Annotated in this window: 24 protein-coding genes and 2 pseudogenes; 18 read left to right on the forward strand and 8 right to left on the reverse strand. The window is 59.1% G+C overall.

The genetic code is table 11. From position 1 onward, the window contains the following. Window positions 1-40: 40 nt before the first annotated feature. Entirely contained in the window at window positions 41-1,006 is a 966-nt protein-coding gene (locus tag NBG89_RS20710; RefSeq protein ID WP_431324004.1) for a S1C family serine protease, read from the reverse strand. Window positions 1,007-1,149: 143 nt separating this feature from the next. Here NBG89_RS20710 and NBG89_RS20715 point away from each other — a divergent pair. Together NBG89_RS20715 and NBG89_RS20720 are read left to right on the forward strand one after the other, a co-directional pair. Further along, window positions 1,150-1,498, forward strand: a pseudogene (locus tag NBG89_RS20715) (AAA family ATPase); the annotation flags it as partial. A 109-nt stretch (window positions 1,499-1,607) separates the two neighbouring features. Beyond that, on the forward strand, window positions 1,608-2,384 hold the full coding sequence (locus NBG89_RS20720) for a DUF1194 domain-containing protein (RefSeq protein WP_431324005.1): 777 nt from the start codon (window positions 1,608-1,610) through the stop codon (window positions 2,382-2,384). Window positions 2,385-2,421: 37 nt separating this feature from the next. Here NBG89_RS20720 and NBG89_RS20725 read toward each other — a convergent pair whose 3' ends face one another. Beyond that, window positions 2,422-3,837: a PLP-dependent aminotransferase family protein gene (locus NBG89_RS20725; protein WP_431324006.1), complete on the reverse strand. Its 1,416-nt coding sequence runs from the start codon at window positions 3,835-3,837 to the stop codon at window positions 2,422-2,424. Window positions 3,838-3,926: 89 nt separating this feature from the next. Here NBG89_RS20725 and NBG89_RS20730 point away from each other — a divergent pair, with 89 nt between their 5' ends. Then, window positions 3,927-4,787 (forward strand): DMT family transporter, encoded by an 861-nt coding sequence (locus NBG89_RS20730; protein WP_431324007.1) that lies wholly within the window; start codon window positions 3,927-3,929, stop codon window positions 4,785-4,787. Window positions 4,788-4,998: 211 nt separating this feature from the next. Here NBG89_RS20730 and NBG89_RS20735 read toward each other — a convergent pair whose 3' ends face one another. Continuing rightward, window positions 4,999-5,295, reverse strand: coding sequence for a hypothetical protein (locus NBG89_RS20735; RefSeq protein ID WP_431324008.1), 297 nt, complete (start codon window positions 5,293-5,295; stop codon window positions 4,999-5,001). A gap of 99 nt (window positions 5,296-5,394) precedes the next feature. On the opposite strand from NBG89_RS20735, the pseudogene NBG89_RS20740 reads away from it, so the two are divergent. Beyond that, window positions 5,395-5,583 (forward strand): annotated as a pseudogene (locus tag NBG89_RS20740) (nucleotidyl transferase AbiEii/AbiGii toxin family protein); the annotation flags it as partial. A gap of 28 nt (window positions 5,584-5,611) precedes the next feature. On the opposite strand, the gene NBG89_RS20745 reads toward NBG89_RS20740, so the two are convergent. Then, window positions 5,612-5,917: a hypothetical protein gene (locus NBG89_RS20745; protein WP_431324009.1), complete on the reverse strand. Its 306-nt coding sequence runs from the start codon at window positions 5,915-5,917 to the stop codon at window positions 5,612-5,614. A 274-nt stretch (window positions 5,918-6,191) separates the two neighbouring features. Continuing rightward, complete coding sequence (locus NBG89_RS20750) at window positions 6,192-6,827, reverse strand: UdgX family uracil-DNA binding protein (RefSeq protein WP_431324010.1); 636 nt, start codon at window positions 6,825-6,827, stop codon at window positions 6,192-6,194. A 537-nt stretch (window positions 6,828-7,364) separates the two neighbouring features. On the opposite strand from NBG89_RS20750, the gene NBG89_RS20755 reads away from it, so the two are divergent. Together NBG89_RS20755 and NBG89_RS20760 are read left to right on the forward strand one after the other, a co-directional pair. Beyond that, window positions 7,365-7,769, forward strand: a complete 405-nt coding sequence (locus NBG89_RS20755; RefSeq protein ID WP_431324011.1) for a hypothetical protein — start codon at window positions 7,365-7,367, stop codon at window positions 7,767-7,769. 57 nt (window positions 7,770-7,826) lie between these two features. Then, window positions 7,827-7,988 carry a DUF1328 domain-containing protein gene (locus NBG89_RS20760; RefSeq protein ID WP_088705163.1) on the forward strand — a complete coding sequence of 54 codons (162 nt, stop codon included), beginning with the start codon at window positions 7,827-7,829 and terminating at the stop codon, window positions 7,986-7,988. A gap of 235 nt (window positions 7,989-8,223) precedes the next feature. On the opposite strand, the gene NBG89_RS20765 is transcribed toward NBG89_RS20760, so the two are convergent. Continuing rightward, entirely contained in the window at window positions 8,224-10,476 is a 2,253-nt protein-coding gene (locus NBG89_RS20765; RefSeq protein ID WP_431324012.1) for a bifunctional diguanylate cyclase/phosphodiesterase, read from the reverse strand. Window positions 10,477-10,781: 305 nt separating this feature from the next. Between NBG89_RS20765 and msuE the strand changes: the two genes are divergently transcribed. The 8 genes from msuE to NBG89_RS20805 all read left to right on the forward strand — a co-directional run bounded on the left by msuE (window position 10,782) and on the right by NBG89_RS20805 (window position 19,051). Beyond that, complete coding sequence (msuE, locus tag NBG89_RS20770) at window positions 10,782-11,375, forward strand: FMN reductase (RefSeq protein ID WP_431324013.1); 594 nt, start codon at window positions 10,782-10,784, stop codon at window positions 11,373-11,375. Window positions 11,376-11,399: 24 nt separating this feature from the next. Beyond that, complete coding sequence (gene sfnG / locus NBG89_RS20775) at window positions 11,400-12,503, forward strand: dimethylsulfone monooxygenase SfnG (protein WP_431324014.1); 1,104 nt, start codon at window positions 11,400-11,402, stop codon at window positions 12,501-12,503. Window positions 12,504-12,618: 115 nt separating this feature from the next. Beyond that, on the forward strand, window positions 12,619-13,536 hold the full coding sequence (locus NBG89_RS20780) for an ABC transporter ATP-binding protein (RefSeq protein WP_431324015.1): 918 nt from the start codon (window positions 12,619-12,621) through the stop codon (window positions 13,534-13,536). Continuing rightward, the gene (locus NBG89_RS20785; RefSeq protein WP_431324016.1) at window positions 13,536-14,435 is read left to right on the forward strand and encodes a branched-chain amino acid ABC transporter permease; all 900 of its coding nucleotides are present in this window, start codon (window positions 13,536-13,538) and stop codon (window positions 14,433-14,435) included. Before NBG89_RS20780 ends, NBG89_RS20785 begins: the two co-directional genes overlap by 1 nt. Window position 14,436: 1 nt before the next feature. Further along, window positions 14,437-15,477: a branched-chain amino acid ABC transporter permease gene (locus NBG89_RS20790; protein WP_431324017.1), complete on the forward strand. Its 1,041-nt coding sequence runs from the start codon at window positions 14,437-14,439 to the stop codon at window positions 15,475-15,477. 117 nt (window positions 15,478-15,594) lie between these two features. Beyond that, a complete protein-coding gene (locus NBG89_RS20795; protein ID WP_431324018.1) occupies window positions 15,595-16,929 on the forward strand; it encodes an ABC transporter substrate-binding protein in 1,335 nt (444 codons plus the stop codon). 69 nt (window positions 16,930-16,998) lie between these two features. Continuing rightward, complete coding sequence (locus tag NBG89_RS20800; protein WP_431324019.1) at window positions 16,999-17,778, forward strand: ABC transporter ATP-binding protein; 780 nt, start codon at window positions 16,999-17,001, stop codon at window positions 17,776-17,778. A gap of 25 nt (window positions 17,779-17,803) precedes the next feature. Continuing rightward, window positions 17,804-19,051: an SfnB family sulfur acquisition oxidoreductase gene (locus NBG89_RS20805; RefSeq protein WP_431324020.1), complete on the forward strand. Its 1,248-nt coding sequence runs from the start codon at window positions 17,804-17,806 to the stop codon at window positions 19,049-19,051. A gap of 134 nt (window positions 19,052-19,185) precedes the next feature. On the opposite strand, the gene NBG89_RS20810 is transcribed toward NBG89_RS20805, so the two are convergent. Next, entirely contained in the window at window positions 19,186-20,196 is a 1,011-nt protein-coding gene (locus tag NBG89_RS20810; RefSeq protein WP_431324021.1) for a LacI family DNA-binding transcriptional regulator, read from the reverse strand. Between the two features lie 336 nt (window positions 20,197-20,532). Here NBG89_RS20810 and NBG89_RS20815 point away from each other — a divergent pair, with 336 nt between their 5' ends. The 3 genes from NBG89_RS20815 to NBG89_RS20825 all read left to right on the forward strand — a co-directional run bounded on the left by NBG89_RS20815 (window position 20,533) and on the right by NBG89_RS20825 (window position 24,208). Further along, entirely contained in the window at window positions 20,533-21,519 is a 987-nt protein-coding gene (locus tag NBG89_RS20815) for a sugar ABC transporter substrate-binding protein (protein ID WP_431324022.1), read from the forward strand. Between the two features lie 162 nt (window positions 21,520-21,681). Then, a complete protein-coding gene (locus tag NBG89_RS20820) occupies window positions 21,682-23,202 on the forward strand; it encodes a sugar ABC transporter ATP-binding protein (protein ID WP_431324023.1) in 1,521 nt (506 codons plus the stop codon). Beyond that, window positions 23,186-24,208, forward strand: a complete 1,023-nt coding sequence (locus NBG89_RS20825; RefSeq protein ID WP_431324024.1) for an ABC transporter permease — start codon at window positions 23,186-23,188, stop codon at window positions 24,206-24,208. The genes NBG89_RS20820 and NBG89_RS20825 overlap by 17 nt, the downstream gene beginning before the upstream one ends. Window positions 24,209-24,397: 189 nt before the next feature. Here NBG89_RS20825 and NBG89_RS20830 read toward each other — a convergent pair whose 3' ends face one another. Next, window positions 24,398-25,006, reverse strand: a complete 609-nt coding sequence (locus NBG89_RS20830; RefSeq protein ID WP_431324025.1) for an EamA family transporter — start codon at window positions 25,004-25,006, stop codon at window positions 24,398-24,400. A gap of 152 nt (window positions 25,007-25,158) precedes the next feature. Between NBG89_RS20830 and NBG89_RS20835 the strand changes: the two genes are divergently transcribed. After that, the gene (locus tag NBG89_RS20835; protein WP_431324026.1) at window positions 25,159-26,274 is read left to right on the forward strand and encodes a LysR family transcriptional regulator; all 1,116 of its coding nucleotides are present in this window, start codon (window positions 25,159-25,161) and stop codon (window positions 26,272-26,274) included. Window positions 26,275-26,396: the final 122 nt, after the last annotated feature.

A 26,396-nucleotide genomic window follows, 5' to 3' on the forward strand; every position in this document is an offset into this window, starting at 1 on the left:
CGTCAGCGACCTCACTTCGCAAACGATTATGCCCGGTCGGCTACGCCGATTTCGGTCGATGCGTTGGGCGGACCGTGTGACGTTCGACCCGACCGGCAACCGAAAAGATCAAGACCTCGACATTAACGTCGATCTTGTCCCCGTCCATAAGCCTGACCACGTCGTCGATACCCGAGGTGGGCTGGCCGTCGATTGCCAGCAGATAGTCTCCTTCCTGAAGTCCGGCTCGCGCTGCCGGGCTTTCGGTTTCTACCCGGCGCAGGCGCACGGCCGTTGTCTGAACGAGCCCGGCTTCCAGCGCCACACGACGATGCAGTTCCACTGTATCAGCTGAAATGCCGATATAGGCGCGCCGCACGTGGCCGAAGCGCAGAAGTTCCGACACGACATGTTCGGCGGTGTTGGATGCGACGGCAAAAGCTATGCTTTGCGCGCCTTGAATGACGGCCGTGTTGACGCCAATGACTTCACCTGCCGACGAGACAAGCGGGCCGCCGGAATTTCCGGGATTGAGCGCAGCATCGGTCTGGATGATATCATCCATCAGGCGGCCGCTGGCGGCGCGCATCGATCGGCCGAGTGCCGATATGATGCCGGCCGTTACCGTCCACTCGAAACCGAGGGGATTGCCGATCGCGATGGCAATGTGCCCGCGCTTCAGCGTCTTGGAGTCTCCAAGGTTCGCAAAGGCGCCTGCCCAGTCGTTGGCACGAATGAGCGCGAGGTCGCTGTCCGGGTCGCGGCCCAGCACTTTGCCTTCGATTACCGTGCCATCGGGCGTTTTGATGCGAACGGTCCTGGCATCGTCGACGACATGGTTGTTCGTAACAACCAGGCCATCCGGCGAAATCGCAAATCCGGAACCATGTCCGGCGCGACCGCTAACTCGTTCGATACGGCTGACCGCGGGGCCAACGAGGTCAACCGCGTTCGATACGGAATGAGAATAGGCATCCAGCAGGCTGGCGTCCTTTGACGGCTGGATGTCACGATCTAGGAAACCCATGAAAAGCCCTTCCGACGCGCAAGCGTCGCATTGGGAAGCGGCAGCGGCTGCAGAGGCGAGAGGCTGTCGGTTCGACAGATTGAAAACAGTTCTATTCAGATGAGATTGCGCACAACTCAAATCAAGTGCAGCCGCCGCACGTGCGGCGGCCCATTCGTGACATTCTCCGCAAAACCTATTTCGACGGCGTTGACCTTATTCCGGGCAACCTCGAAGTCATGGTGTATGAGCACGAAACATTGCGGGTCTTGGCAAATAAATCGGCGTCCGGTGCGATCTTTTTCGAGCGGCTGAAGCTCGCACTTTCCGAGGTCGAAGCGGATTACGATGTTGTCATTCTCGACACGCCTCCATCGCTCGGCTTCCTGACGGTGAGTGCAATCTACGCCGCGACCAGCCTGATCACTACGGTTCATCCCGCCATGCTCGATGCTTGCCTCGATGAGCCAGTTTCAATTGATGATGGGAGACTTGATAAGCGCCCTCAACGAAATCGCCATGTTCATCATCGAAAATTGACGTAAACCGTGCATGGCGATGTCGCCTGCAAACCAAGCTGTGCTACATTTTTTTTCTCGTTATGAGGCGGGACTGGACGCCGATGATTGCAGCGATTGCGATGATCCTGAGCCTCTCCGGTGCAACTCCGGTTGCTGCGCAACTGGGGGCGAACGACGTTGATGTGAAATTGGTCCTGGCAGTCGACACCTCCCGGTCGATGGATCAGGAAGAGGTTCGCATTCAGCGCGACGGCTATGTCGAGGCGCTCAAGCACAGGGAGTTCATCGAGGCGGTGACCGGCGGGCTCACTGGGCGCATTGCGATCAGCTACTTTGAATGGGCCGGCTATGTCGTGCCGGATTCCGTCATCGACTGGCATTTGATCGAGACGGAACAGGATGCGATTGCCTTTGCCAACAAGCTCGAACAGCGACCGATCATCACCCAGCGCCGCACGTCCATCTCCACCGCGATTACCCAGGGCGCTGCAATGATCGTCTCCAGTCCCTATTCCGGCTTGCGGCAGGTGATCGATGTCTCAGGCGACGGTACGAACAATTCCGGCAATCCGGTCGCGCCAACCCGAGACAAGGCGGTGGAGGCCGGTATCGTCATCAATGGACTGACGCTGATGTTGCGTCCCTCTGGCGCACCGGGAGGGCTCGACAGGTATTATGCCGATTGCGTCATTGGTGGCCCGGGTTCGTTTGTCCTGCCGGTCTATAAGATCGAGGACTTCGCCGTGGCGGTGCGCCGAAAGCTTGTCCTTGAGGTCAGTGGGCTTCCTCTTGCGCCCACGGTCGGCAAAATTGCGGATCAGCCGGCAACCGATTGCATGATCGGCGAGCGCCAATGGCAAGACATGTTCGAGCGCTGAGGCAAGGGGAACCCGGTGGCGCGACATCGCCATCGGTCTATTGCTTCAGGATCTCGCGCAGCGCATCGAAGACCTGCGGCTCAAGCATCTGGGACACGTTGAAACGCATGAAATTCGTGGCTGTCTGGGACAGGCTGAACGCATTCCCGGGCGCGAGCACAATTTTTCTTTCCAATGCCGCGCGTGCGATGTCGGTGGCGCTGGTGTCTCCTGGCAATCGACACCAGAGGAACATGCCTGCGGAAGGTTCCAGCCAGGGCCTTATTCCAAGGTTCTTCAGCTTGATCGAAACCTCGAACCTCGCCTTCGAGAGCCGGCTGCGCAGTGCCTCGATGTGCTTGCGATGGCCGCCATCGCTAAGCACCCTGTAGACAAGCTCAGCCGAAAGCCGCCCGCCGCCGAACGAGGTCGCGATCTTGAGGTCGATCAGCCCATCGACCCATTCTCGTCTGGCGGCGATGAAACCGCAACGGGCGGCGGCCGACAGGGTTTTCGAAAAGCTTCCGATATGGATGACCCGGTCCAGGCCGTCAAAGGCCGCAAGGCGTGGTGCTGGTGTGTGCTCGAAGTCGGCAAAGATATCGTCTTCGACGATCGTGACGTCGAATTGATCGGCGATCTTCAAGACCCGGTGGGCGACAACGGGAGAAAGCGTGGCGCCGGTCGGATTGTGGATGGCCGAGTTGGTGATGTAGAGGCGCGGCCGGTGCTCTGCAACGACCTGCGCGAACAGTTCGAGGTCCGGGCCCGACGGCGTATAGGGAACACTGACGATCCTGGCACGATGCGCCCGCAGCAGCGCCTGGAAATTGAAATAGCAGGGATCGTCGACCAGCACGACAGAGTCCGGTTCGAGGAGGAAGCGGCAAAGCAGGTCGATTGACTGGGTGCCGGATTCCGTCAGCATGATCTGATCCGGCGAGGCCTCCACGCCTCGCTCAGCCATGCGTCGTGCGATATGCTGGCGCAGCGGCGGTAAGCCAAGCGGCGAGCCGTAGTCGACAAGCGCGGCATTGTCGGCGCGCGAAAGTGTTCGCAGGGCCCGGCGAATGCTATCTTCCGGAAGCCAGGATGGCGGCAGCCAGCCGCAGCCTGGCTTCAGATCGCTCTCCCCGGCCTCGAGCGATTGTCGCGATACCCAGAACGGATCGACGGCGCGGTCCAGTTTCGGGCCAACGTCGGCAAGCGAAAATGGAGCGGCCTGGTCCGCGACGTAAAAACCGGAGCCCGGTCGAGACAGGATGACGCCTTCGGCGACCATGCGCTCATAGGCATCGACGACTGTCGACGTGGACACGCCAGCTGCTGCAGCCATTGCCCGAACCGATGGCAGTTTCGCGCCTGGCGTCAAATTGCGGCCGGCAATCCGCTGTCGGATTGTCGTCATGACCATCATCACCCTCGTGATGGTGTGTTCCCTGTTTTGGTCCATCCGTACTGCTACCTTATCCATAACAGTTTTCTCAAACTGTATCAGACCGTCGCTGGTGTTGCCATGGCTTTTGTCGGACAAGGACAGCAGTTGAGAAAGGCAGTGTATATATGGACCGCACAGCATCTGGATGGCTTAACGGCCTAATCGGCGTCGTGATCTTCAGCGGCTCGCTACCCGCTACGCGTTTGGCGGTGATACAGTTTGATCCGGTGTTTTTGACCGTCGCGCGGGCAGGGATTGCCGGTATGCTGGCGCTGCTGTTGCTGCTCTTCTTCAAAGAAAAGCGACCAGCAGGACGCGATGTCTTGTCGTTGACGGTGGTCGCCGCGGGCGTGGTTGTGGGCTTCCCGCTTTTGACCGCGCTTGCCCTGCAGCATGTTACGTCGGCGCACTCGATCGTCTTCGTCGGGCTGTTGCCGCTTGCGACCGCTGTCTTTGGTGTCATTCGCGGCGGAGAGCGCCCGAAGCCGGTCTTCTGGCTGTTTGCCGTGACTGGAAGTGCATTGGTCTGCGGTTTCGCCCTGTCGCAGGGGCTGAGTGCAGCGCCCGTCGGAGACGCGCTGATGATGGCGGCGATCATCGCCTGTGGGCTCGGCTATGCCGAAGGCGCCAGGCTTTCGCGAAGGCTCGGGGGATGGCAGGTGATATCCTGGGCGCTTGTCCTGTCGCTGCCGCTGATGATCGCCTCGTCGATCTGGTTCATGCCGCCAAGTTTTGCAAACATCGATGCGCCAGCCCTTGCAGGCCTGGCCTACGTCTCGCTGTTCAGCATGCTGATAGGTTTTGTGTTCTGGTATCGTGGACTTGCGCAGGGCGGGATTGCCAGCGTTGGACAGTTGCAATTGCTGCAACCCTTCCTCGGTCTCATCCTGGCGGCCACGTTGCTGCATGAAACGGTGACATGGACGATGTTTGCTGTCACCGCCGCCGTCATTGCCTGCGTGGCGGTGGCCCGAAAATTTGCCTGATAGCAGACGCATCCGATCGATAGTGCCGCTGTCTGAGACATTTCCGATTTGCGCTGCATTGCGCGGGTCTTCGCAGATGCCGCGTGCGGGCCGCCCGGCCCGCCACGTGGCTCGCCTTGGCGGCCGACCGCACGAAGCGCTTCGGAAGGCCAAAAAGTGTCAGGACGGCGGTGCTTCACAACGGCCATCCTGACACGTTCTGTCCGACGGATCAGTTATTGTTGTCGGCGCAGGTGTCCTCGGTATTCTCGGTGTTGCTGTTGCCGCCCTGGGTCTGCAGCGAACCCTTGCCCTTCAGTGACTTGCAGTTTTCCTTGTTGACGTTGTGGGTCGTGCTGCCGGTGGTCGTCCTGTCGATCTTTTTCATCTTCATGCCATGGGTCGTGCTTGTGGCATCACCATGGTTCTTGTTCATCGTGGAGCCTGCCGGAGCCGGGTTCGACTGTGCAAACGCGGAACTGGCAAGACCGATGCCAAGCAGCAAGGTCGCGACGATTTTCAGGGACATAACATCCTCCATGTCACGTTGCTTGATTGCAACTGGTTGTGAAACGATGCCGAATAGCCGATGTTCCGTCGGGATCAGTCAGATCGCCTCGCTCAGCGCGCCCGCATCAACCTGACGGTCGACATTTGTTTTGGTGATGCGCCCGAGCTCTGGGCGGCGGTGTTGAACTATCCGTCCAGGCTGGATTTCCCTGCGCCTCGGCTGCGAGCTTATGCGCGGAAAACGGTCATTGCCGAGAAGGTCAAGGCGATGGTGCTGCTCCGGCGTTCCAACAGCTGCGCGAAGGATATTCTTCGCAACACCGCGGCGAGAGTTCTCAGATCCCTGACCCGTCGAGCTCTTGGTCGTCATCGCCTTCCCAAGGGGAGGGCATCGAGGCGCGATTGAGATTGGCCAAGGGCATCGGCATCCAGCACTTCAATTCCGGCTCGGCGTATGCGATGACGCGGCCGGGCGAGGAATCGGAGGCGCGCCAGCCTTCTGCACCGAATTGATCGCCATTCGACCAATACGCCAGGTCAACTTCCGCCGGCCCCTGTTCGGATGGGTGGATCGTGACGAGAATCCGACTGCCGTCTTTCGGTGCGCTTGCCATGTGGCGCCAGCGGCCTGGCTCGTCCATGACTTCTCCTCCTGCCTCGCTGCAGGTTGCAAGTGTCGCCTCGCCGTCGAAAACGGTCAACTCAAACTTTACAACCCGTCCCAAATCGATTGGCTGCCCGATCAGCGGATCGGGTCGAGTTTCTTGAACTCGGTGGAACGATGCTACTGGCCACGACGCACAGCGCTCCGAGCAGAGCATAGTGCAAGCTCGAAACAGACAATCTTTGCCGTAGCCGGTACTCTGTGTTCCACAGTGCGCCGTCGGTGACGGCTCGCTCCGTCCAGATGGCGAGCTAATGATCGAGAAAAGAGACCACAGATCTCAGGTCATCGACAAAGCGTGCGATTTCTTCCTCTCGCCTCGGCTGATTGAGCATTCGCAAGAGGGCGGACGGATGTATGGTGACGAAAACCGGGAGTCCGACGGGCGCGTGCAGCACGGAGCCTCGATCCCGGCTGACCTTTGCCTGCGGTCCGAGCAGCGTATAGGTTGCCGTGGCACCAAGGGCCACCACCAGTTTCGGGCGGACCAGGCGCAGTTCTGCCCCGAGCCACCATGCGCAAATCTTGACCTCGCCTCTGTTGGGCTTTGCATGGATACGGCGTTTGCCGCGAGCTTCGAACTTGAAGTGTTTGACCGCATTGGTCAGGTAACATCTGCTGCGCTCGATGCCGGCCTCGTCCAGGCAGCGATCAAGAAGCTTTCCCGCGGGGCCGACGAACGGTCGTCCGGCAAGATCCTCCTTGTCGCCGGGCTGCTCCCCGACGAATACGAGTTCCGCTGTTTTCGGACCTTCTCCGAAGACGGTCTGCGTCGCGTTTTTGTAGAGACCGCACCGCGTACAACCGGCTGCCCGATTGCGGACGTCGTCCAAGTGCGCACCAGGCGTTTCCTCCTGCAGCAGAGCCGGACCGAGGAATTCTGCCATATGTGAATACTCCTTGTTAGACCAGCAGGGTTAGACCAGCAGGCCGGCCATGCAAGATGTTGCTTCCTGAGCTCCAGGTCGCGCAGCTTGGCCCCAGCGCATCCTTGCAGGTTGAAAAACAACCGAGGCAGTCAATTCGTTCCGGAACCGGCAAGGCACGGGACCAGGGAGAGACTTCTTTACAGCGATATTCTTTGGGCCGTGGTTCAATCTCTTCGAAATGCAGGCATTTTGCGCGCTCGTAGTGGACCAGCGACCGTCCAGCGCCAGCTTATGTCGCCAGGAGGCACGCCGGCATCGTCTGTGAACCGCAAGATAACGACGGATCCCCCGCGCAATGGAAATTCGCAGGGTCACGCCACGTTCGTGCCGGAATTCTCTGCTGTTGGTGCATCGTGGACCGAAGGGCGCGAGATGGAATTCATCAATCGATTTATTGATCAACCGATGCTTCAGGGGGCATCGCGAGTTCTCCAGATCTGGCATGAGCGGAGCCGTCGTTCTCCGGAGGAGCTTACCCCGTGTTGGAACCTCTTCGTGATTTCGTGCCTGGTGGCGTTGAGTTGGTGGGTTCTTCCCGGATCTGCCGGTGTTCTTGCCGCTGCCACATTGGCGATGCTGTCATTTCCACATGCATGGAAACTTCTGACGAGGCCGGAGCGTGCGGACTATGACGCGCGCGCATATCGCGCCTTGGCCGTTCTCGCGACTAGAAAGCGCGAAACAGAGTGGGCGGTGCGGGTAATGGTGCTGGTGATCTCCGCCTGTCTGCCGATGCTTGCCCGGGGCGGCGACCATGCTGGGGATTTGTTCATTGTCGGTGCTGGCCTCTGGTTCGTTCTGACGGTTCCCGCGAACGCGTATCTGGCCGCTGCCGAACCCCCGAGGCCTAGGGACGGAGATGGCGTGTCGACGCGGCGCCTCGTCATGGCTGCGGCCTAACTCGGAACCAATCGTCTGCCGTTCCGTTTTTCTGTGGTCAGAATGACGGAGGTGGAAATGCTCTACTATGCTCTCGTTTTCCTGGTGGTCGCATTGATTGCCGGCGTCCTCGGTTTCGGTGGTATCGCCGGAGCATCCGCATCGATCGCCCAGGTTCTGTTCTTCATCTTCCTGGTGCTCTTTGTCGTCTCGCTCGTTATGCGTGTCATGAGGCGCTAAAGCTTGTTGATTGCCGGTCCACGTTCGCCCCGAGCGCTCACGGCCGCCGATCTCCCGGCCCGCCCTCGGTGCATTTTCGCATCAGGCGTTCGCCGTGATGCAGGCGAGGAGAAGCCTTTGGCAGGGGATGCGCCAGATACGAGCTAGCGATGAGATCGCGAAGGTTCGGCAATGCGATCGGCCAGCGCGGTCGAGCCCTGGTCGACTCTGAAGTGCGGTGGCCGAAGCGTAGCTTTTACCCAGCCCGTATCATTCCTTTATCCTTCGCGCGGCAAAATTCGACCAACTGCTTCGAGCTCATTGGCCGTGCGAGAGCGTAGCCCTGCAGCAAGTGGCAACCAAGATCCCTCAGTATCTTCGCGTGCTCCATTGTCTCCACGCCCTCCGCAACAATGTCGATGTTCTGGGACCGGCCGATTTCGATAATCGAGGAGACCAGACGGCGTTGAGATCGAGAGGTGACGATCGGCTTGATAATCTCCCGATCGATCTTGAGCCTTCTTGGCTCGAATCTGAGGAGGCTGACGATGCTGGCATGTCCGGTGCCAAAATCATCGATCTCGATTTCAATACCGAGTTCTTTGACCGCAGGGATTATGTCATTGAGAACAGGTTGAAGATCGTCGAAGGAGATTGTCTCGAGGAGCTCGAAACACAGGCGACCTCTCGCCATGGGAAGCTCGGACAACTCGGCAAGCAGATTTGCCTGCGCCAGTCTATGCGCTGAAATGTTTACTGAGACACGCGGGATGCGCATTTCCAGGCTGTCCCATCTTGCAAGCTCGAACAGGGCCTTTTGCAAGATCAGCCTGTCCAGGTCGCCAGAACGCCCGAGGCTTTCCGCGACGCCAAGAAATTTGTCCGGGCCGAGCAGACCCTTTCGCCGGTGATCCCAGCGGGCAAGGGTTTCGACGCCAGCGATATCCAATGTGTTTGCGTCAAACTGCGGCTGGAAGAATGCAACGAGTTCGTCGCGGTCGAGCGCATTGTTGAATTCGTCGGCCAATTCTTTCGACAGGATCGCCGCGCTGCGAAGATCTTCGGTGAAAATGGCCGCGCGGCCGCGGCCAGCTTTCTTCGCCTCGTAGAGCGCCAGATCGGCATTTAGAAGCAATTGACCAAGGTCGCGGGCGTCCACGCCTTCGGTCTCCCAAGCCACGCCGACGCTTGCACCGACAACACACTCCGAACCATCAATGAAAAGCGTCTTTTCGAGCGCGGCGACAATCTGTTGGGCCAATTCGTTTGCTCTAGGCTCGGGATTGGCACTCCAGCTGGCGAAGATGAACTCGTCTCCACCGATCCGAGCTGCTACCTCGTGCGGACCAGCCAAATTGGCAAGGCGTGAAGCCGTTGCCTGCAAGACTGCGTCGCCTCCCGCGTGCCCTTTCGTGTCATTGATCGCTTTGAAGCGATCCAGGTCGATATGAATGAGTATCAGGCAGTCTTTTGGACCAGGTCTCTGGGGTCGCGAGATCATCTGGTCAACAAATCGTCGATTGGGAAGCCCGGTTAGCGCGTCATGCAACGACAGGTGTTCCAGCCTTTGCCGTGCCCGAACGAGCTTTTTCTTGTGAAGGCGAAGCTTTTCAATGGTTCTTTGGCGTGATTTGGTCAAAAACCCGACCCAGACAATCGGAGCAACGACGCACAATGACAACAGGCTCGCAAAAACCTCAAATATGGCTATGCCCTTATTTTGACCCCATCCGCCCTTTGGCACGGCAATAAGGGTCCATCGGCCATACATCATATCAACGGATGCCACGACCGGTTGCTTCGAAAAGGTTTCCAGGCCCCCGAGAAAAACCTGTTTGGGCGAGTTTGGCTCCGGTACGGTGCTGATGGCAATCTCAAGGTCGGCCGATTCCAGGCCGCTATCCTGGTAGAGCCTTGGTATGTCTATGATACCTGAGAGAAGCCCCCAAAAGATCTGACTTCTTCCGTCATTGATATAGATTGGGCACCTGGCCACGAAGGCAGTCCCACCTTGGACAAGGTCCACCGGTCCCGTCAAAACGATATTGTGGGTGTTGCGCGCCAGCATCGCGCCATCTCGTTGCTTTTCGTTCGTTCGGTAGTCGAGTCCGATGGCCTTTTCGTTGCCCTTTTCTGGATAAACCCACTTGACGACCATGCCGGGCGCGGCGGCAAAGCTTTTCAATTGTGAATCGGGTTGCAGGATCTGCGCGGCGAGCTTGGCAAAAGCACTCTGATCCATTGCCGGATTGACAGCGATACCCGCCGCCAGGCCCTGCAACAGTTTCACATTGCTATTGAGGTTCGTCTGAAGCCGAGACGATATGATGGCAAGCTCGCCGGCAACGATCGAGCGTTCATCGGCCAGCGATCGTTCCAGCCGCCAGTTCGTTGCAACATAGACGACGATAATCGCAATAGTTGCCGCAAATATTGCTGGGGCAAATGCGCTGGTATGGCTTATTGCGGAGCTCGCGAAGCCGCGTGATCGATTTTTTCGAAACTTCATCAGTTTGCCGGCATGGAAGACAGGCCTGGATCCTTGCACAGTTTCTTTAAGGCAACGCTAAAACCCGCAACGCACCCACGCAAATGGGGGGCGTCGGGGGCACAAGGCAGGACTAGGTCGCGTTTCGTGACGTGGCCGCCGCAGCCACATCGGCGCGCCGCGATGAGAGCAATCTCATTTCGATTGCGCCTGAAATCCCGACAATAATATTGGATTCCAAAAACCGAGGCGACTTTAGAACATCCGTGTTTGATACTCTATAAAATCTATAGATATTACACATATATCATATTGGAGCCTGTAGCGTGAGAATTTTGGGCATAAACGGCAGCGTCAAGCAACCCTCGCGTACCGCCACGCTGGTTATGGAATTACTTGCTCGCATCACCCAGCGTGTAACCACCACGCCGGAAGTTATCGCGTTGACGCAGGCCGCACCTGTCCTCTTTCAAGCCTTGAGAGCAGATCAATTGACAGAGAAGGGGCGTGCAATCGTGGAGGCGGTTGAAAGTGCTGACGTATTGGTCGTTGGTTCACCCGTTTATCGGGCCTCTTACACGGGCGCCCTCAAGCATCTCTTTGACCTCGTCGATTTCCGTGCGCTTCAAGGCAAGCGTGTGATCCTGGCCGCCACCGGCGGCACGCCATTTCATGGCCTCATGCTGGAGCACCAGTTCCGGCCGCTGTTCGGGTTCTTCGGTGCCGTTACCATCCCGACGACCGTTTACGCGCTCGAAAGCGACTTTACCGAATACACCCTGACGAATCCGGCTGTCGAAGCACGCATCGAGCGCGCCGTGGCCGAACTGTTCGACCTTTTGCCCGCCGCCACCCTTGCCGGCGGCGATCTCGCCCATCCGGCCATCCGCCTCGTTTCGCGCGAAACGGCCGCCAACTGACATCAGGAAGAGAGGACTTTACCCATGACCGAGCGCAGCAGGGAACCCGTGAAATTCGCCTATTGGGTACCAAACGTCTCCGGCGGCCTCGTGATCTCCAACATCGAGCAGCGAACCAGCTGGACGATCGACTATAATCGCAAACTCGCGAAGATCGCCGAAGAAGGTGGCTTCGACTACGCGCTGAGCCAGATCCGCTTCACGGCTGGCTACGGCGCGGAATTCCAGCATGAATCCGTTTCCTTCAGCCATTCGTTGCTCGAGGCGACCACGAAACTGAAGGTCATCGCTGCCATTCTGCCAGGCCCGTGGAACCCGGCGCTCGCCGCCAAGCAGATCGCCACGATCAACCACCTGACGAACGGCCGCGTGGCGGTCAACATCGTCAGCGGCTGGTTCCGGGGCGAGTTCCACGCCATCGGCGAACCATGGCTCGACCACGACGAGCGCTACCGTCGTTCGGAAGAGTTCATCCGGGCGCTGCGCGGCATCTGGACGGAAGACAACTTCACCTTCCGCGGCGACTTCTACCGTTTCAACAACTATTCCCTGAAGCCGAAGCCGATCGATCCGCAGCCGGAAATCTTCCAGGGCGGCTCTTCACGCGCGGCGCGCGACATGGCCGCCCGTGTCTCCGACTGGTACTTCACCAACGGCAACACGCCGGAGGAAATCGCCAGGCAGGTCGACGACATCGGCGCCAAGGCCAAGGAGAACAACCATTCGGTCAAGGTCGGCGTCAATGCCTTCGCCATCGTCCGCGAAACCGAGGAAGAGGCCAAGGCCGTACTTGCCGAGATTATCGAGAAGGCCAATCCGGAGGCGGTCAATGCCTTCGGCCACGAGGTCAAAAATGCCGGCAAGGCTTCGCCGGAGGGCGAGGGCAACTGGGCGAAGTCCAGCTTTGAGGATCTTGTACAATACAATGACGGTTTCCGTTCCAACCTGATCGGTACGCCAAGACAGGTGGCCGAACGCATCCTCCGCTTGAAACGCGCCGGCGCCGACCTCATTCTGCTCGGCTTCCTGCATTTCCAGGAAGAAGTCGAGTCTTTTGGCAAGCACGTCATTCCGCTCGTGCGCGAGTTGGAAGAGCTGGAAGAAGGCGCAGCAATCGCAGCCGAGTAGGGCCAAGAGAATTGAGACGGCGCGGCGACGCGGCGTTTTCCCTCCCTCCAACGCGGGCGCCATCGCGCCCGCGCGTGGAAACCTGTGTCCATAGGGACGAAGCATGGAACAAATCATGTCGGCACCGAACTTTCTGCTCGCAGGCCTCACCGGCGACGTGGCACGACGGCCGGACATCGCGGAGCAATTTGCCCTTCGCAGTGCTCCTGCGGCGCCGGGCCGGGCCGCGGCCCGTCCGGATGAGACGCCTGCCCTGGAGCTGCATGGCATCAACCTCTCCTTCGGTGGGGTCGTGGCCCTCCGGGATATCGACCTAGCCGTGCAGCCTGGCGAAATCCGCGCGATCATTGGCCCGAACGGAGCCGGCAAAAGCTCGCTCATCAATATCATTTCCGGTGTTTATCGTCCCGACCATGGACATGTCGCGATAAACGGCGTCGCCTTTCAGCCGGTTCCGACGCAGAAGCTTGCTCGTCTCGGCGTCGCTCGTACCTTCCAGAACCTCGCTCTGTTCAAGGGCCTCAGCGTACTCGACAACGTGGCGGCGGGGCGGGCCTATGTCGGGCAAGCAAATTTCCTGAGCCAGATCGTCGGTCTGCCGAAGGCGCGTCGCGAGCAGGCTGATGCGCGTGAGCGGGCAAGCCGCGCCATCGACTTCCTGCAGTTGACGCCTTATGCCGACCGGCTTGCCGGCACGCTGCCCTACGGCCTGCAGAAGCGCGTCGAACTTGCCCGGGCGCTCGCCGCCGAACCTCGCATCCTGTTGCTTGACGAGCCGATGGCCGGCATGACGGCAACCGAGAAGAACGAGCTTTCCGACTATGTCCGTCTGGCGCGCGACGAATACGCGATCACGGTCGTGCTGATCGAGCACGATATCGGCGTGGTCATGGGCCTTTCCGACAGGATCGCCGTTCTCGATTACGGCCGCAAGATCGCCGACGGTACCCCGCAGGAGATCGCCGCGGACCAGCGCGTGATCGATGCGTATCTCGGCGTCACGCCGGAAAACGAAGACGGGGAGGGCATCTGATGGCTGCTGACTTTGACTGGCTTTTCTTCACTGAGGTGTTGATCGGCGGGCTTCTCTCCGGCGTCATGTATTCGCTCGTCGCGCTCGGCTTCGTGCTGATCTACAAAACCTCTGGCGTGCTGAACTTTTCGCAGGGTGCCCTACTCCTTTTTGCCGCGCTGACCTTTGTCAGCCTTGTCGAACGGGGTGCGCCCTTCGCCGTTGCCTTCGCCATCACCTTCGCTGCCATGGGGCTTATCGGTATCGCAATCGAACGCGCGGTGTTGCGGCCGCTCACCAACAAGCCGCCGATCACGCTCTTTATGGCGACGCTCGGCCTCTCCTACATCATTGAAGGTGCCGCACAGCTGATTTGGGGCACACAGGTTCACGGCCTTGACCTTGGCATCGAAGACATTCCCTTCGATGTCGGTGGCGTGTTCGTCAGCCAGTTCGACATTTTTGCCGCTGTTGTCGCCTCTGGTATGGTGGTGTTGCTTGCTGTCTTCTTCCGCTACACCCGCATCGGCCTCGGTTTTCGCGCGGTCGCCGACGATCAGTTCGCCGCCCTTGCCGTCGGCCTCAAGCTTCCCTTGATCTGGGCAAGCGTCTGGGCAGCGGCGGGTCTTGTGGCGCTGGTCGCCGGGCTGCTGTGGGGTGCGCGGCTCGGCGTACAGTTCTCGCTATCGCTGGTGGTCCTGAAGGCGTTGCCGGTGCTCGTTCTCGGCGGCTTCGATTCCATTCTCGGCGCGATCGTCGGTGGCCTTCTGGTCGGCGCGTCCGAAAAGCTCGCCGAAGTCTATATCGGCGGTTACTTCGGCGGCGGTATCGAGGGCTGGTTTGCCTATGTCGTCGCGCTCGCCTTCCTGCTTATTCGCCCCTCCGGCCTATTTGGCCAGAAGCTCGTGGAAAGGGTCTGACATGTCCGCCATTACGACCAAACGTCCTTCGCCCCTTCCCCCGCTGCGTCATGTCGCGACAGTCGTAGTGCTTGCCGTCGCCTATCTCCTCGTGCCGTTTTTGGGTACAAGCTATCTCTTTGAGGCAATCCTGCTGCCGTTTCTCGCGCTCAGTCTTGCCGGGGTGGGTTTGAACCTTCTCACCGGCTATGCGGGCCAGGTTTCGTTGGGTTCGGCCGCCTTCATGGCCGTGGGTGCGTTTGCCGCATACAATTTCAATCTTCGGATCGATGGGCTGGCGCTCATCGTCTCGACAGTGCTCGCCGGCCTATCAGCTGCCGTCATCGGTGTCGTCTTCGGCCTTCCGAGCCTTCGCCTGCGCGGCTTCTATCTCGCCGTCTCCACGCTCGCCGCGCAGTTCTTCGTCCAGTGGGCGCTGACGAAATTCAGCTGGTTCTCCAACAATTCCGCTTCGGGCGTGATTGATGCGCCGCCGCTGTCACTCGCAGGCATTGCCTTTGTGGGGCCGGTCGGTCGCTATCTCTTCGCGCTGACGGTCGTGGCAGTCATCACCTTTCTCGCCTACCGTCTTGTGTCGTCGCAGACCGGCCGAAATTTCATCGCCGTGCGTGACAACGAGACGGCTGCACGCATTATCGGGGTGCCGGTGCTCAAAACGAAGTTGCTCGCCTTCGCGATCTCGTCCTTCATTATCGGGGTTGCCGGTGTGCTCTGGGCCTTCGCCTATCTGCGCACCGTGGAACCGGCCGGCTTCAACCTCGATCGCTCGTTCCAGATCCTCTTCATCATCATCATCGGCGGCCTCGCGTCGATCCGCGGTGCCTTCTTCGGCGCGGCACTGATCGTCATTTTCCCGCTCGTTCTTTCCCGGCTCGGCGCCTTCCTGCTCGGCGACCTCTTCGATTCCGGCGTCCTCGACATGACGCAGCGCATCGTCATCGGCGCCTTCATCATCCTGTTCCTGATCCTCGAGCCCGACGGACTCGTGTCGTTGTGGGATCGCTTGAGGTTGCACGTTCAATCTGCCGTCAGGCAGCCGTGAGATCCTCCGAAGCCCAGCCATGAAAATCAAAATGGGCTTCCAACAACAAAAGCCATTGAAAATTCGAAACCAGACCGGGTGGCCGAGCGCCAGCCGACAGACGGAGTGCGTCCAGACATGACCATTTATACGAAGATCAGAGCAGCTGCTTTTGCCGCCGGCATCGGCCTTGCAGCCATCGCCTTCCAGGCACAGGCAGACGAGCAGCATTTTCCGCTGCAGAGCTACCGCGTCGGGCCCTATGCGGCCGGCGGAACCGGCTTCTTCGGCGGCTTCATCGACTATCTCAACCTCATCAACACCCGCGACGGTGGCGTCAACGGCGTCAAGCTGACGTGGTCGGAGGCTGAAACCCAGTACGAGGTCGAGCGCGGCGTAGAGGCCTACGAGCGCCTGAAGAGCAATCCCGGCATCGCTGCCTGGAACCCGCTTTCGGTCGGCATCGCCTATGCCATGATCGACCGCATCACGCAGGACAAGGTGCCGCTGATCACGATCAATCACGGCCGCACAGATTCCACTGACGGGCGCGTTTTCCCCTACGTTTTCCCGCTGCTGCTGAACCCTTACAGCGAGACTTCCGGCATCGTGAACTACATCGCCTCGAAGGAAGGCGGTCTCGAAGGGCTCAAGGGCAAGAAGATCGTCGTACTCTATCATGGCTCGCCCTATGGCAAGGAGACGATCCCGATCTACGAACTTCTGGCCAAGAAGTACGGCTTCGAATTGCAGCAGATCGAGGTTCCTCATCCTGGTAATGAGCAACAGTCGCAGTGGCTGACAATCCGCCGCGCCAAGCCGGATTACGTCGTGCTGCGCGGCTGGGGGGTGATGAACCCGGTGGCATTGAAGACGGCTGCCAAGACAGGTTTCCCGGTAGACCACATCATCGGCAACGTCTGGTCGAACTCGGAAGAGGACGTGATCCCGGCGGGTGATGCGGCCAAAGGCTATACGGCAATTACCACCCAGGCTTCGGGCGCCGAGTATCCGGTCGTCAAGGAGATCGTGAAGACCCTTTACGATGCCGGGAAGGGCAATCTCGAAGACAAGAGCCGCATCGGTTCGGTCTATCATAACCTCGGCATCGTCAATGGCATCCTGAACGTCGAGGCAGTGCGCATCGCCCAGGAGAAGTTCGGAAAGCGCACCTTGACCGGCGACGAAGTGCGCTGGGGGTTCGAGCACCTGCAACTCGACCCGGCCCGTGTCGAGGCGCTCGGGGCCAAGGACCTCTTCCACTCCATCAACGTCACTTGGGATAATCATGAGGGCAATGGCTACGTGACCTTCCAGCAATGGGACGGCAAGAAGTGGAAGGTTGTCTCCGATTGGATCGCGCCGGATTGGGCGTTGCTGCGTCCGATCATTGAGAAGTCGTCTGAAGCTTATGCGGCGGAGAAGGGCATCAAGCTTCGCACGGCCGAGGATGCCGGTGTCGTAACAAACTGATGCTTGCAGCCGGGCTGAGAGGCCATTCCCGCTGCGCCCGGCTGTAAAACGCCCGAAAGGAGACCGCACATGACCAAGGAAAGCAGGCTGCTCACCGTGAAGGGCCTCCATGTGACCTACAACCATTCCATACAGGCTCTGCACGGCGTCACCCTTTCGCTCGGGCGCGGAGAAATCCTCGCCATTCTCGGCGCCAACGGCGCCGGCAAGACGACGACGCTGAAGGCGGTTTCGAACCTCCTGCCGGCCGAGCGTGGGCAGGTACTGGCGGGCCGTATCCTCGTCGAAGGTCGTGACGTGACGCGCCTGACACCGGCAAGCCTCGTTCGGCTCGGTGTGGTGCAAGTGCTGGAGGGCCGCCATTGCTTCAAGACACTCACGGTGGAAGAAAATCTTGTTTCCGGTGGCCTCGGTCGTTCTGCTTCACGCGCCGAGATCTCGGCCGATCTTGAGAAGGTCTACGCTCATTTCCCGCGGCTTAAGGAAAGGCGCCGGATACTTTCTGGCCTCACCTCGGGCGGCGAGCAGCAGATGACGGCGATCGGGCGGGCGCTGATGTCACGCCCACGGCTCATCGTGCTTGATGAGCCGTCCATGGGGCTCGCGCCGCTTGTCGTGCAGGATATTTTTTGCACCCTGAAGCGCCTCAATCGCGAGGAGGGGCTCTCAATCCTCGTTGCCGAGCAGAACTCGGCAGTCGCGCTTACCTACGCCGACAGGGCCGTTATCCTGGAGAACGGCGTCAGCGTGCATTCAGGCAGTGCTGCCGAGCTCAAGGCACGGGACGACGTCAAGGCCTTCTATCTGGGCCAGAGACCCGTCGCGGCCGCCGGCCGTCTTGCCCATTGAACCCAACCCGAAAAGGAGACATGTCGTGACCGTTTCAAACGTCAACACAAAGAATGCCGCCGAGGGCGTTCCCGCAGTGCCGCGGCCGAGCGAGCCGGCGCACATTATTAAGAGCGATGCCGAGGCGATTGCTGTTGCCAGGCGGGTCGCATCCGAGATCGCGCCCGGCGCGGCGATCCGCGACCGCGACCGCATCTGGCCGGTGAAGGAACTTGACGCCTTCTCGCAAAGCGGCCTCTGGTCGATCAACGTGCCGAAGGCGTTCGGTGGCCCGGAAGTCTCCTACGCGACGCTTGCCAAGGTCATTGAGATCATTTCTGCGGCGGATTCCTCCATCGGTCAGATTGCGCAGAACCATCTCGGCGTCGTCGCGGCGATCCGCACCGTCTCCGATGAAGCGCAGCAAAAGGCGCTTTTTGCCGAGGTGCTGCGTGGTACGCGTTTCGGCAATGCCTTCTCCGAATTCGGCTCCAGGCGCGCGGTGGATTTCGAAACGAAGTTTACCGACGCGGGCGACCATGTCGTCGTCAATGGCCAGAAGTTCTACTCCTCCGGCGCGCTGCTCGCCCATCTCGTGCCGATTGTTGCGCTGGATGAGGAAGGTCGCGCCTGGTATGCAATTGCCGAGCGCAATGCGCCTGGCCTCACCGTCATCGACGACTGGTCCTCATTCGGCCAGCGCACGACGCTTTCAGGCACGGTGATCCTCAATAATGTCAAGGTACCAAAGACCCATTTGGTGCCAGGCTACAAGGGTTACGAGGTGCCGACTGCGGACGGCGCAATCTTCCAGATCATCCAGGTGGCCGTCGATACCGGTATTGCCCAGGCAGCAATCGACGAGACTGTTGCCTTCGTGCGCACCAAGAGCCGGGCCTGGGTCGACAGCGGTCTCGAGCATGCTTGGGACGATCCATACACAATCCAGGCCGTCGGGGACCTGACACTCCACCTGCATGCGGCGCAGGCCCTTCTTGAAAAGGCCGGCCACGCTATCGACCGCGCTGTGGAAAAGCCCAATGCGGAGACGGTGGCCGAAGCCCAGATCGTCACCGCCGAGGCAAAAATCCTATCGACGGAAATCGCCATCGCTGCGAGCAACAAGCTGTTCGAGCTAGCCGGCACCCGTTCCACCTTGGCCGAACACCACCTCGACCGGCATTGGCGCAATGCGCGCACGCATACGCTACACGATCCCGTGCGGTGGAAATACGCCATCCTCGGCAAGTATTTTCTGAACGGTGAAAAACCACCGCTTCATGCCTGGAGCTGATTGGGTAACGGTGCGTCAGAATCTGGCGCACCGCTACTGTTGTTCCTAAAAGGTGGTGTTGGCCATGGTCCAATCTCCTTTGTGAACCCGAGCCTTTCGGTGAGCGTTTGCTAGAGGCCCGGCCAGCATTTTGTTCAGTCTGGTTGGGGCGCCGAGGTCGTTTCGCCATCTAAAATCTCGCAAGCAAGCAGGATGGGATGGTCGAGATCGGGGACGGATTGCTTGTTTAGCAGAATTGCCACAGCGACCGCAGCAATCCTTTGAATAGGTTGCTTCACTGTCGTTAGGCGCGGCGTCGTCATATTTGAGAGGGGGATGCCGTCGAAGCCCATGATCGAGAGTGCTGCCGGTACCGGAATGCCGAGATCGTGTGCCGCGCGCATGCAGCCGATCGCCTGCTGGTCCGAGCTTGCGAAGATCGCAGTCGGGCGCTCGTTGCGTGCGCGGGCAAGAAGATAGTTTCCTGCGAGGCGGCCGCTTTCATAGTCAAAGCCCGCCTCGGCTATCAGGGATGGACTATCCGTTTGCCCGTCGCCCTTTATCTGCTCCATTGCGCCCAGATAGCCCTTGAGGCGGTCATTGGCTGGGACAGAATCTTTCGGGCCCGAGATGAAGCCGATGCGGCGATGGCCAAGCTTCAGAAGGTATTCAACACCCAGGCGAACGCCGTTGCGATGGTCGGCGGCAATGCCAGAATATCCTGGCATGAGACGGTCCACAACGATGATTGGCAATCCCCTCGGCGGCTTGATCGTATGGAAATCGTTGCTGGGAACGAGGATGATGCCGTCCACCTTCCTGCTTGTCAGCTGTCCGATACGATCGGCCTCCTTGGACGCATCGTCAAAGGAGGTCATGACGATGATGTTATAGCCATGGTCTGCTGCCGCTTGTTCGGCGGACTGGACGAGCTCCGAGAAGAAGGGATTGGTCAGGTCAGGAATGACAATCCCTATGAGGCGGCTGACCTTGCTGCGCATGCTTCTGGCGGATGGGTCGGGCAGGTAGTCCAGTTCTTCGATGATGCCTCTGACACGTGCTCTCAATTCATCCGTAACAGAGGGATGATCATTCAAAACCCTTGAGACGGTCCCGGTAGAAACGCCCGCGAGCCTGGCAACGTCTCGAATTCCAACCTTTGGCATAGCAGAAACATACGTCCCTTCATCTTCGCCTTCGGGGACATCCAAAGGCGCCTGATCCGCGCTTTCAGCTAATCGTCTCTATCGCCTTGGTCAAAGGGCTACATCTCAATTCTGACCGCTGATCTCCCATAACATCGCCACTGCAGATATTCAATGGAAACGGTTCATCCATTTCGCTTCGAAGAATGGCGGTTTCCCGGTGCGCACCGCCTTTCTGGTTCGTTGCGGCGACTTGACAGCCATTTGTGGCGCTGTTACGCAGGGACCGTTGGAAACGGTTCATTGCCGCTGGCAACTCAGATGGAGCTGAGCCTAGGGCCGTTCGGGAGGAAAGAAATGTCCAATTCTATGAAGCGTGAATCCGTCTTGATGAGTGCGCCGCGTCGTGCGGCGTTGAAGCTTGGGCTTGCCGGTACGTTGATGCTCGCGCTGTCCTGTGGCGTGTCCCCAGCCTTTGCTGCGAGCAAGCCTAAGGTCGGCTTGATCATGAAGTCGCTGTCCAATGAGTTCTTCAAACAGATGAAGGCCGGCGCCGACAAATATGCGGCTGAAAACAAGGACAAGTTCGATTTCAAGGCCGTCGGCATGAAGGACGAGCGTGATTTCGCCGCACAGGTCGATGCCGTCGAAAACTTCGTCACGCAGAAATACGACATCATCGTCGTTGCGCCGGCCGATTCAAAGGCAATGGCCACTCCGCTTGCCAAAGCTGTGAAGGCCGGCGTCAAGGTCATCAACATCGACGTGCCGCTCGATGCCGATGCGAAGAAGGCAGCCGGTATCGATCTCGCCTTCTTCGGTCCTGACAATCGGGAAGGGGCGAAGCTTGCGGGTGATGCGCTTGCCAAGGATTTGGGACCTGGCGCGAAGGTTGTCATCCTGGAGGGCAACCCCGAGGCTGACAACGCCAAGCAGCGCAAGGAAGGCTTTATGGACTCCGTCAGTGGCGGCAAGCTTCAGCTTCTCGACAGCAAGACCGCTCATTGGGAGACAGAAGAAGCCAACACCGTCATGACCAACTTCCTGACGAAATATAAGGACATTCAGGGTGTCATGGCAGCCAATGACTCCATGGCCCTCGGTGTCGTCAAGGCTCTCGATGCAAGCGGCCAGAGCGGCAAGATCAAGGTTGTCGGCTTCGACAACATCCCGCCGGTTCAGCCGCTGATCAAGAATGGCAAGATGCTGGCTACCGTCGAGCAATATGGTGCGCAGATGGCGGTCATGGGCATCGACTATGGTCTGCGTGAACTTGCCGGTGAAAAGTTCACCGGTTGGGTCAAGACGGATGTCAAGCTCGTCACCGCCAAGGACCTCAAATAGCCGACTGTAAGGCTAAAGACAGGCGCCGGCTGATGGCCGGCGCTCACCGCAGCCGCTTTCCGTGTTGATCACGCCGGTGAGGTCGTTTTTTTCGGCCTCGGGGATACGTGCTGCGTGGAGGCTGACCATCTCCCATTGCAATAGACCACACATGAGGTGGACGTGTCAGACACATCAGATGACGACATCCTGAAGCTGGAAGGGATCGGCAAGCGATTCCCTGGTGTTGTTGCGCTCAAAGATGTTTCCATGCGGATCGGTCGCGGCAAGGGGCACATTCTCCTTGGCGAGAACGGCGCCGGAAAGTCGACCCTGATCAATCTGCTGGGCGGCGTCTTCAAACCGGATGACGGTCACATCCTGTTTGACGGCAAGCATTATGATCCTGCCTCGCCATTGGAGGCATTCAAGGCGGGCATCCGTGTCATCCATCAGGAACTGCACCCCCTTTCCAACCTGACGGTCGCAGAAAACCTGCTCTTTGAGCACCTGCCGCGCCGATACGGGTTGGTGAACTATAAGCAGATGAATAAGAGGGCGGCCGAACTGCTAGAAGAGGTTGGCCTGGACGTGCCGCCGACGGCGCCTGCCAATCGCCTCAGTGTCGCGCAACTCCAGCTGGTCGAGATAGCCAAGGCGCTCTGCTACGAAAGCAGGCTTCTCGTTCTTGACGAGCCGACAGCAACCCTGACCTCCAAGGAGGTCGATCGCCTCTTTGAAATCTTGAAGCGGCTGAAGAGGCGTGGCGTTACGACGCTCTACATATCTCACCGGCTGGAGGAGATATTCGAAGTCGGTGACGATGTGACGGTGCTGCGCGACGGCCAGCATGTGATGACGCGCCCGCTGTCGGGACTGGCTATTCCTGATATCGTCGAACTCATGGTCGGGCGCAAGCTTTCGGATCATGGCGTCTTTCGCAGCGGCAGCGCCGTGTCAGGGGAGGCGCTCGGCATTTCCCGGCTGAAGGTGACGCGAAATAGCCCGGAACTGTCATTTTCCGTGGCAAAGGGAGAAATCGTCGGCATTGCAGGACTTGTCGGCAGTGGTCGGACGGAGGCGGTGCGCGCCATATTCGGTGCCGACGCCAAAGCTGCCGGCGAAATTCGCTTGAATGGCGAGCCGGCCGAGATCAATTCGCCGAGGGACGCCGTTGCTGCCGGGCTGTGCCTGGCAACCGAGGACCGCAAGATGCAGGGCCTGATGCTCGACATGAGCTGCGCTGAAAATGCCACCATAACGGATCTCGGCAAGATTTCTCGCAATGGCCTGATCATCAAAAGGGTGGAGGATGATCAAGCGCAGCGCCTCGTGCGTGAGCTGCATATAAAGACGCCCTCCATCCATCAGGCCGTCAGAACGTTTTCCGGCGGCAATCAGCAGAAGGTCGTTATTGCGAAATGGCTGTTCCGCGGCCCTAAAGTCTTGATTTTCGACGAGCCGACCCGTGGAATCGACGTCGGTGCCAAAGCCGAGATTTACGAGCTTCTGTGGAAATTTGCGGCCGAGGGAAAAGGTGTTTTGGTCGTGTCTTCGGATTTGCCGGAGCTCATCGGCATTTGCCATCGCATCATCGTTTTCTCCGATGGCAAGATAGCCGGCGAAGTACCTCGAGAGCAATTTGACGAGAGCAGGATCCTTTCACTCGCCTACAAGGAGTACAGCCGTGTCCGCCAGCATTGAAAAACAGACCGAGGCGAAAGAGACCAGCTTCTGGGACAAGCTTATTCGGATCTCGATGAAGGAAGCGGGCGTCGCCATCGCCCTTGTTCTCATTCTGGTGTTTTTTTCGGCGACGGCGCCGTATTTCGCAACACCAGAGAACTTCCTGAAGATCTTCGTGCAGATCGCCATCAACACCGTGCTTGCTTCGGGCATGACCTTCGTCATCCTTACCGGCGGCATTGATCTTTCGGTCGGGTCGCTGCTTGCCCTTTGCACGGTCATTGGCGCAACGATCATGATCAATCCGCAGTTTTCTCCCTGGCAGGCCATCGTTCTGGCATCTGTTGCGTCGATGGGCACGGGCGCGGTCCTCGGCGCCGTTAACGGGTGGATATGCGAGAAGTGGAAGCTTCCTTCGTTCATCGTCACTCTCGGCATGCTGAACGTCGCAAGCGGGCTGGCGCGCGTGGTCAGTGATAATTCCACGATTACCGGCCTGCCACAGCCCTTCGTTGACTTCGGCAACCTGATCTTCTGGGGCATTTTTCCCTCGATCTTTCTGATTGCGATCGTCGTCGTCCTTATCGGCTGGTTTGTACTGCGCTACACCGTCTTCGGGCGCTTCGTCTTTGCGATCGGCACCAATGAGGAGGCTGTCCGCTTGTCGGGCCACGAGCCCAAAAGATACAAGATCGCCGTATTCACGATTTCTGGATTGACCGCGGGCATTGCCGCCATGGTCTATCTGCTCCGCCTCAATGTCGGCAGTCCGGTTGCGGGCATTGGCTACGAACTGAATGCCATAGCCGCAGTCATTATCGGCGGGACCAGTCTCGCGGGCGGAAAGGGCTCGATCATCGGCACGCTCGTCGGGGCCTGCATTCTGCAGGTTCTGTCGACGGGATTGCAGCTTTTGGGTGCCGACGACAACATCAAGCCGATCGTCATCGGTGCCGTTATCGTGTTGGCGGTTATCCTGGATAGCTATCGCGGCCGATTGATGCGGATACTGGAAACGCGGTGATCGATCGCGATGCTCCAGGCCCAACTTGGTAGTACGCCTTGGCCGAAGGCCAGGAGAACTGCGCCAGAGATCTGGTGGCACGACGAGATGACAAAGGCGGGCGGATTGTTCACATCGACCTGCTTCAAGCCAGCAGGGCGTTAAGATCGTGGGCACTGTCTTGAACGCCGGTGTCGAAGAACGGTCGGCCTAGCTCGACACGGTGCTGGCTGCGCTTGCAGCAACGGCCAGCGCAACGCCAAGCATTTGGATCCCGGTCAACGCCTGCCCGAGAACGATGAAGCCGGCTATCGCGCCGATCGCCGGCTCCAGGCTCATCAGGATGGCGAAGGCCGATGCCTTCATCCAGCGAAGCGCCGTGAACTCGAGCGCATATGGAAGCAGCGGTACGAGGACCGCAAGCAAGCCGGCCGCGAGGACGGCCTCATAGGAAAATCCGGACTGCCACTGATGAATGCCGAAAGGGGCTGCAGCAAGCGCCGCAAATATGAGCGACACCGACAGACCCTCGAGCCCTTTGAACTGTTGGCCCACGCGCTTCATGAGCACAATGTAGCTGCCCCAGCCGACCGCTGCGCCAAACGCAAACAGCACACCGATCAAATCACCGACCAGGGCCCTCCCATCCCACGACAGGCAAAGAATGCCAGCTGCGGCGATCAACGGGCAGACGAGCCGCCACCCGCGGCCGCCAAACAGGGTTGCAACGGTCAACGGCCCGAAGAAATCAATCGCTACGGCCAACCCAAGCGGGATGCGCTCGATCGCAGCGAAAAAGCAAAGTGTCATCATGGCCATGGCGCCGCCCAGCGCCAGGGCGGCGAGCCATTGCGACCGTGAAAAGCGTAAAAAAGGCGGACGGACGAAGACAAACAACATCACTGTTGCAAAGGAGAGCCGGAGCCACGTCGTTCCGAAAGAGCCCGTGATGTGCATAATCGGCCTGGACAATGCTGCGCCAAACTGCACGCTACACATGGATAGAACGCAAAAGACGACAGCGAGATAGGTCTTCCGAGCAAAATTCTGCTGCTTCGCGGCCTGAGGCCGCTTGTTGCTCTCAACTGTCGTTGCTGTCTGCGCCATCTCTTGATGTTCCTCATTGCTTCTTGCGCAGAGATAGCAAGGCGATAGAATTAAGGAACTCTGATAGTTCTGATGGTGGTATTAGAAAATCTTATATGCGTGATTTGGAAACCAGCCTCTTGCGAGCCTTTGTTGTCACCGCCGAATGCGGAAGCGTCAGCAAGGCGGCACGCCGCCTTGCAAGGACCCAGGCTGCGGTCAGCATGCAATTGCGACGTCTGGAGGACGATGTTGGCGTGCAACTGCTGAGGCGAGGTCCAAGGGGAATGGATCTGACAGAAGCCGGGCACGTTCTCCTTCCATATGCCCACAAGATATTGGGTCTCGGAGCAAGCGCACGGCGGGCACTTTCCGGTCAAACCGTGGAGGGCCGGATCCGGCTGGGAATGATCGAAGACATTGCCGTCGGTTCGCTGCCCAAGGCACTGCAGAGTTTCGCGGCCTCTTATCCTGGTGTCGCTTTGGATCTGACAGTCGCAGATAGCGATGCGCTTTCCGAAAAACTGTCATCGGGCTTGTTGGACATTGTCGTTGGCGACCCGGCACGGATTCGCATTGCCCCGATATTGGCCTGGCAGCTGCCCTTGAGGTGGGTCGCCGCGCGAGGCTTTGTCGCGCAGGAACAGATCCCTTTGCCCCTGATTACATTTGACGGGACTTGCAGTTGGAACCAGAAGATGACGGCAGCGCTGAACAGCGTCACCAGACCCTGGCGCACAGCGCTAAGCAGCACCAATCTCTCGTCCATACAGTCGGCGATTGAAGCTGGCTTGGGTGTTGCCGTTCTCTTGGATGTTAACATCCGCCGGGCGACAATGACGGTTCTGGAGCCTGCCGATGGCATGCCGCCTGCGCCGCTCGTGGAATTCGGGCTCTTTATGGCCGAGGGGAAGGACCTGTCTTCCCAGCCGATCGGAGCACTGTGGGAGTGCATCGCCAATGAACTTCAAATTCCTCAGGATGATCTAGCAAGCAGATGACGCTCCTCGCCAAGGACAGTCTCGCTTGTTCGTGAGTATCCTTCGATGGCGGCGGCTCACGCACGCCATTTACCGTCCTTCAGCCATGAACAAGATTTAACTGGATTTCTTCTACCCAGCCG

This window comes from Rhizobium sp. YTU87027 (genome assembly GCF_050644135.1).
Taxonomy (GTDB): Bacteria; Pseudomonadota; Alphaproteobacteria; order Rhizobiales; family Rhizobiaceae; genus Rhizobium.

Excerpts from the sequence above, each read along its gene's own strand:
- NBG89_RS20720 (WP_431324005.1), top strand. The coding sequence starts at position 1,608 with ATGATTGCAGCGATTGCGATGATCCTGAGCCTCTCCGGTGCAACTCCG.
- NBG89_RS20810 (WP_431324021.1), bottom strand. The coding sequence starts at position 20,196 with ATGCCAAAGGTTGGAATTCGAGACGTTGCCAGGCTCGCGGGCGTTTCT.
- NBG89_RS20710 (WP_431324004.1), bottom strand. The coding sequence starts at position 1,006 with ATGGGTTTCCTAGATCGTGACATCCAGCCGTCAAAGGACGCCAGCCTG.
- NBG89_RS20780 (WP_431324015.1), top strand. The coding sequence starts at position 12,619 with ATGTCGGCACCGAACTTTCTGCTCGCAGGCCTCACCGGCGACGTGGCA.
- NBG89_RS20765 (WP_431324012.1), bottom strand. The coding sequence starts at position 10,476 with ATGAAGTTTCGAAAAAATCGATCACGCGGCTTCGCGAGCTCCGCAATA.
- NBG89_RS20790 (WP_431324017.1), top strand. The coding sequence starts at position 14,437 with ATGTCCGCCATTACGACCAAACGTCCTTCGCCCCTTCCCCCGCTGCGT.
- NBG89_RS20730 (WP_431324007.1), top strand. The coding sequence starts at position 3,927 with ATGGACCGCACAGCATCTGGATGGCTTAACGGCCTAATCGGCGTCGTG.
- NBG89_RS20760 (WP_088705163.1), top strand. The coding sequence starts at position 7,827 with ATGCTCTACTATGCTCTCGTTTTCCTGGTGGTCGCATTGATTGCCGGC.
- NBG89_RS20815 (WP_431324022.1), top strand. The coding sequence starts at position 20,533 with ATGTCCAATTCTATGAAGCGTGAATCCGTCTTGATGAGTGCGCCGCGT.
- NBG89_RS20835 (WP_431324026.1), top strand. The coding sequence starts at position 25,159 with ATGCTGCGCCAAACTGCACGCTACACATGGATAGAACGCAAAAGACGA.
- sfnG (WP_431324014.1), top strand. The coding sequence starts at position 11,400 with ATGACCGAGCGCAGCAGGGAACCCGTGAAATTCGCCTATTGGGTACCA.
- NBG89_RS20750 (WP_431324010.1), bottom strand. The coding sequence starts at position 6,827 with ATGGCAGAATTCCTCGGTCCGGCTCTGCTGCAGGAGGAAACGCCTGGT.
- NBG89_RS20745 (WP_431324009.1), bottom strand. The coding sequence starts at position 5,917 with ATGGACGAGCCAGGCCGCTGGCGCCACATGGCAAGCGCACCGAAAGAC.
- NBG89_RS20795 (WP_431324018.1), top strand. The coding sequence starts at position 15,595 with ATGACCATTTATACGAAGATCAGAGCAGCTGCTTTTGCCGCCGGCATC.
- NBG89_RS20785 (WP_431324016.1), top strand. The coding sequence starts at position 13,536 with ATGGCTGCTGACTTTGACTGGCTTTTCTTCACTGAGGTGTTGATCGGC.
- NBG89_RS20830 (WP_431324025.1), bottom strand. The coding sequence starts at position 25,006 with ATGGCCATGATGACACTTTGCTTTTTCGCTGCGATCGAGCGCATCCCG.
- NBG89_RS20735 (WP_431324008.1), bottom strand. The coding sequence starts at position 5,295 with ATGTCCCTGAAAATCGTCGCGACCTTGCTGCTTGGCATCGGTCTTGCC.
- NBG89_RS20800 (WP_431324019.1), top strand. The coding sequence starts at position 16,999 with ATGACCAAGGAAAGCAGGCTGCTCACCGTGAAGGGCCTCCATGTGACC.
- NBG89_RS20725 (WP_431324006.1), bottom strand. The coding sequence starts at position 3,837 with ATGGATAAGGTAGCAGTACGGATGGACCAAAACAGGGAACACACCATC.